The 5289-nt window shown below is 68.5% G+C and carries 6 protein-coding genes and 1 pseudogene; 3 read left to right on the top strand and 4 right to left on the bottom strand.

What is annotated here, in order from left to right:
- Positions 1-9 precede the first annotated feature (9 nt).
- Complete coding sequence (locus WU80_RS26000; protein ID WP_156371856.1) at positions 10-171, bottom strand: hypothetical protein; 162 nt, start codon at positions 169-171, stop codon at positions 10-12.
- A 173-nt stretch (positions 172-344) separates the two neighbouring features.
- Here WU80_RS26000 and WU80_RS24005 point away from each other — a divergent pair, with 173 nt between their 5' ends.
- Positions 345-1028, top strand: coding sequence for a M15 family metallopeptidase (locus WU80_RS24005; RefSeq protein WP_055405586.1), 684 nt, complete (start codon positions 345-347; stop codon positions 1026-1028).
- On the opposite strand, the gene WU80_RS24000 is transcribed toward WU80_RS24005, so the two are convergent.
- The gene (locus tag WU80_RS24000) at positions 1025-2599 is read right to left on the bottom strand and encodes a serine hydrolase (RefSeq protein ID WP_055405584.1); all 1575 of its coding nucleotides are present in this window, start codon (positions 2597-2599) and stop codon (positions 1025-1027) included. The genes WU80_RS24005 and WU80_RS24000 overlap by 4 nt on opposite strands.
- A 124-nt stretch (positions 2600-2723) precedes the next feature.
- Between WU80_RS24000 and WU80_RS23995 the strand changes: the two genes are divergently transcribed.
- Positions 2724-3485 carry an N-acetylmuramoyl-L-alanine amidase gene (locus WU80_RS23995; RefSeq protein ID WP_231633904.1) on the top strand — a complete coding sequence of 254 codons (762 nt, stop codon included), beginning with the start codon at positions 2724-2726 and terminating at the stop codon, positions 3483-3485.
- Positions 3486-3578: 93 nt separating this feature from the next.
- Positions 3579-4340: a C39 family peptidase gene (locus WU80_RS23990; RefSeq protein ID WP_055405583.1), complete on the top strand. Its 762-nt coding sequence runs from the start codon at positions 3579-3581 to the stop codon at positions 4338-4340.
- A gap of 7 nt (positions 4341-4347) precedes the next feature.
- On the opposite strand, the gene WU80_RS25665 is transcribed toward WU80_RS23990, so the two are convergent.
- Together WU80_RS25665 and WU80_RS23980 are read right to left on the bottom strand one after the other, a co-directional pair.
- Positions 4348-4797, bottom strand: a complete 450-nt coding sequence (locus WU80_RS25665) for a hypothetical protein (RefSeq protein ID WP_156349740.1) — start codon at positions 4795-4797, stop codon at positions 4348-4350.
- 119 nt (positions 4798-4916) lie between these two features.
- A pseudogene (locus WU80_RS23980) lies at positions 4917-5289 on the bottom strand (galactose-1-epimerase); the annotation flags it as partial.

Here is a 5289-nt window from a genome sequence, read left to right as displayed (position 1 = left end):
TCGGCAGCGTCAGATGTGTATAAGAGACAGTCCCCAATGATCGGTGAACAGATAAGCGCCCACGCCGACCGGGATGCCGATCGATGCCACCTTCCCGCAGGCGCTCGCGATCGCAGACCACCAACGGAAGCGGGTCGGCACGACGCTGCCGGGACTGTGCATTGTGGTCATGATGACCTCACCGGAAGGCTCGAGTTGTTTGTCGTGCCCTCGAGGGTTCGCCGCGGGAACCGGGGCAAGTAGCGTAGTGGGCTACTCGAAAGTTTCTGATCGCAACGGGCGGCTTCTTGGACGGGCGGATCGCGCGAGACCGGCCGCGGCGGCGGGGCGCCGCGGCGGCCGGCATGCTCGCGGCCTGCCTGGCGCTGGCGCAATGCACGACCCCGGCGCCACCGCGCGCGGGCACACCGTCAACGTCCGCCGCACCGTCATCGCGGGCCGTCGCGTCGTCGTCTAGGCCGCCACCGCCGCCCGGTGCGACCGTCGCACCGGTCACCGCCGCCGACCTCGGCACGACCTGGCGGCCGGGTTGTCCGGTCGAGCCGGCGCAGCTGCGGCGGGTCGACGTCGACTACATCGGTTTCGACGCCCAGACCCACCGGGGCCCGTTGATCGTCCACCAAGACCTCGCGCCGGACGTCATCGCCATCTTCGAGCAGCTTTACCGACTGGGCTATCCCATCGAGAAGATGCGCACGGTCGAGAATTACCCGGACGCCAATGACGAGTTGTCGATGGAGGACAACAACACGTCTGCGTTCAACTGCCGGCTCATCCCCGGAACCGACGAATGGTCTCCCCACGCTTACGGGCGGGCCATCGATATCAACACGCTTGTCAACCCCTGCCTCTACGCCAGCGGGTATTTCGAACCGCAGAACGCGGCCGCCTACCTGGACCGCACCCGCACCGACCCGGGGCTCTTACACGTCGGCGACCCGGCGGTGCGCGCCTTCACAGATCGCGGCTGGCGGTGGGGCGGCGAGTGGGCGGGTCCCCTCGACTACCAACACTTCGAGCGGCCCTAGAGCCCCAACGCCCGTGCCGCGGCGGTCGCGACCTGACCCCGCAGGTCCGAAATCGGCGAACTGCCCCGCACATGAATCGAGTTCGTCAGCAGAACGACGTAGGTATCCGAGTCCGGGTCCAGCCACACCGAGGTTCCGGTGAAACCGGTGTGGCCGAAACTGCCGATGGGAAAGACCACGCCGCGCGGCATGGACAGGCGCGAATCGATATCCCACCCCAGGCCGCGCAGCTCCTGCCCCGCGATCGCCGGATAGCGCGCAGCGAGCAGCGGGTCCGCGGTCTTTGGTCTCTTCGCGATGGCCGCTCGGGCGGCGTCGTTCGCCGCTTGGAGCTGTTGAGCGTTGTGGCCGGGCTGCTGCGGAGTGGTCATCAACTCCAAAGTTGCTTGCGCTAGCGGGAATTCGCTTGGACGACCCGCCAGCCGGTCGAGCAACGCCTGCGCGAAGATGCTCACATCGTGGGCGGTCGAGAACACGCCGGCATGCCCCGCCACGCCGCCCATCCGCCGCGCCGTCGTGTCCTGCACCGTGCCCCGCAGCAGGCGGTCAAGATCGGGATTCCCGCTCGGATCGGATCGCCCCTCCTCGTCACGCGCGGTCGGCGCCACGCGCGGCAAGAGATTGACGTTCCACGTGCCGGCCGAACAGTCGTCCTGCGTCCGGTCGGGCGGCGCGGCGGTCCAGGCGACCGCGGATCCGATCGTCGTGTGCGGGCCGCATGCTTTGGCCGCGGGAAGGTAGCGGGTGTCGGTCATTCCCAACGGTTCGAACACGTGTCGTTGGGCGTAGTCGTCCAAGGTGTCGCCGGTGACCTTCTCGACCAACGCACCGAGCAGGATGAAGTTGATGTCGGAGTACCGGAAACCCTGACCGGGATCGGACTCCAGCGGCGTGGTGAGTGCGCGGTGAACGCCTTCGGGTTTGTCGGCCCCGTCCAATCCCCACGGATCGCCAAGGTTGACGTCCCCCGTTTCGCCCGAGGTGTGCGTGAGCAGCATGCGAACGGTCACGGTCGCGCGGCGCGGATCGTTCCCGGCGTCGAAGTCGGGCAGGTATTGCCCGACGGGATCGTCGAGCCCGACCTTGCCTTGTTCGTAAAGCTGCATGACCGCGGTCGTCGTGGCGAGGATCTTCGTCAACGACGCCATGTCGAAGACGGTGTCCTCGGTCATCGGCTCCGCGGGTGCCGGCGACCCGTCCAGTCCGGGTTCGCCCGCGAGCTTGCGCGAGCCGTAGGCCTGCTGGAAGGCGACCTGTCCCCCGTGCCCGACGGCAAGCACCGCGCCCGGCAGCCGGTTCGCCGCAATCGCGTCGTTGATCAGCTTGGAGACCTTGGCGAAAGCGGCGGCGGTTGCGGCATCGGGCGGTTTGGCGGGCGCCGAGGGTACGGGGGTGAACACCGCGGCCGGCGGTGTCGTCGTCGGACTGACGCTCGGCGCGGTGTGCGCCGTATCGCCGCGCGAGCAACCCGCCACGAGCGCGACCACGACGGCTCCCACCGCGATGGCTTTCCGCCTACCGAAGGGCAAGCCGCCAAGCGAGCTGTCGCCAAACGCGCTGGCCCGTCCCATCGCCGCCTCCCTACGCCCAAAGCGTAGTGCCGATCCCGTCGCGAATGCACCTGCGAGCCAACAGCTTCGCCCGGTAACGCAATCACGGCGTTCTGCGGCGCCGATCACCGTATCGTGATGAAGCGTGTGTGAGCCCGCGCGGGGTCGGCCGGCCGTCGTCAGCCGCCGCCAGATGCTAGGACTGGCCGGCGGCGTCGGTGCGGCGGCCGTGGTCGGCACCCACTCGAGGACGGCACCGACGGACGTTGCGGCGGCCGCGCGGGCGACGTCGAGGGCCGATGCCCGCCTGATGAGCGCCAGCTCGGCCCTGTTGTTGTGTCGGGACGCCTGGGGCGCCCGGCCGGCCCGCTCCGGCGGCCGGCGTCACACCATCACCCGCATGACCCTGCACCACGAGGCCGTGGTCCTCGGCGACAACCGCAACGCACCAAGCCACCTCCGACAGGACCAGCGCTACCACCAGGACGAACACGGGTGGATCGACATCGCCTATCACGTCGGGGTCGACCGCAACGGCAACATCTACGAGCTGCGCAGTACCGAGCTCGCGGGCGACACGGCGACGGACTACGACACGACGGGGCACTTCCTGGTTCTCTGCGAGGGCGACTTCGATCAAGAGTCCGTGCCCGAGGCGCAGCTTGTCGGGGCGGCCCGCGCCTTCGCCTGGGCGGCGCAGACCTTTCGCGTCGCGACCACCACCTTGGCGGGCCATCGGGACCTGGCGTCGACCTCGTGCCCCGGGGCCAACCTGTACGCGCACCTGTCGTCGGGCGACCTCAAACGCCGCATCGACGACCTGCTGGCCGCGGGCGGAGTGGACCTGCAGCGGTTCTGCGGACCCGACGCGGCCGCGCGCGTCGCGGCGATCGAGGCGGGCAACTGAGGGTCGCCGCCGCGGCTATTTGCGCTGCGCGGGTTTGCTGGCGGTGCTACGTTGCTGACCAATCGGTAGTTCGACCGGCCTTTGCGAGGCAACATGTTCGACTCTCGGATCGCGGCCGCGGTACCCACCGCCCTGGCGGCCGCCTGCATCGGTATCGCGAGCGTATCGACGCTGTCTTCGTGCAGCGCCGCGCCGTCGTCGATGCGCGCGGCGGCGACGTCGGCTACCGCCGGCACCGGCCGGGCCGATGCCGGCCCGCCGAGGGCCACGACGATTGCCAGCGGCGTGTACGGCGACCCCGACGCGGCCGCCCAGTTCTGGCAGCAGCAGTCGTACGAGGACAATTGCGGGCTGGCGTCCGTGGCCGACGTGGTTGGCGAGGTCACCGGCCACTCCCCGACTGAGCAGCAGATCATCAAGCTGGCGCAGCAGACGCCCTCGTCGATCCGCAACGGCCCGATTTACGCCCCCACCGGCGACCCGGCTCACGATGGCCCGAATGGCGGCATCGACATGGCCGACACGGTGGTGCTACTCGACCACTACGGCATCAAGTCGCACATGACCTATGACAAGCACCCCGAAGAGGTGGGGCTGTCGTCGCTGGAGCAGTACCTGGGCGCCAACCGCAAGGTCATCGCGTGGGTCAACTCCGGAACCATCTTGAATTCCAACGACCAGCGCACCTCGGCCGACCATCTGCTGGTGGTCACCGGCATCGACACCAACTCCGACGTGGTTCACCTCAACGACCCCTACGCCGATCACGCCAACACGAAGGTCAGCATCGCCACGTTCATGACGGCCTGGAAGATCGGGCAGGAATCGATCGTCGTCACCGCGCCGCCCGGTTAGGGCTTCGTCACTGGGCGTTGCCCGGACCCGCCGTTTTCAATGCGCTCGTCGAGGTGGTGGGGGCCGTGGGGGTCGTCGTCGGGGTCGCGGAGCTCGTGGGGCTTGTCGTGCTCGTCGGCTTCGTCGTGCTCGTCGGGCTCGTGGGAGTCGTCGGGCTCGTGGGAGTCGTGGGAGTCGTCGGGCTCGTGGGAGTCGTGGGCGTGGTGCTCGCCAGGCCCGGCCCTTCGCCACACCAGTCCGCCACGTCTTTCGGGTACTGCTCGAGCGGTGGTGGGCAACGCTGCCCCGGCGGGAAATTGGCGCCGGCGTTGAGCAGGTCGCAGGGCACGTAGACCTGCTTGCCCGTCTGAGTGTTGGTCAGGCACTTCGTCGGCGGCTCGCCGTGTGCGGCGACGGGAATGACGACGGCCGCCGCCACCACCGCGCCGAGCGCCCAGGCAAGACGGCGGTAGGTCATCAAAAGCTCCTCGTAGTTGCTGCGAGAGTTCATCACGATTAAAGCCGCCCACCCCCGGCGCAACGCAAATTACCGCTGTGACCGGGACATTCTCCGACCGAGGGCGCCGGCACCGCCTCTCATTGCGTGCCGAAGGCAAAAACCGTTGTCGAATCGTAGGTCTGGCCGGGGTTGAGCGTGGTGGTCGGGAAGTTCGGGTGATTCGGCGAGTCCGGGTAGTGCTGAGTCTCCATCGTGAATCCGGCGCCCTGCCGGTAGATGTGCCCGCTGGTGCCCGTGAACGCCCCCTCAAGGAAGTTGGACGTGTAGAACTGCACAGCGGGCTCGGTGGTGGAGACAGTCAGCGTGCGCCCCGTTCGCGGGTCCTCGGCCTTGGCCGCTTGCACCAGCCCGGCGTTGTCGCCGCGGTTGATCACCCAGTTGTGGTCGTAACCGTGGGCCAGCAACAGCTGCGGGTCATTGGCGGTGATACGCGCGCCGATCGCGGTCGGT

This window comes from Mycobacterium sp. UM_11 (assembly GCF_001414075.1).
GTDB lineage: Bacteria > Actinomycetota > Actinomycetes > Mycobacteriales > Mycobacteriaceae > Mycobacterium.
This window is presented reverse-complemented; position numbering and strand designations above follow the sequence as displayed.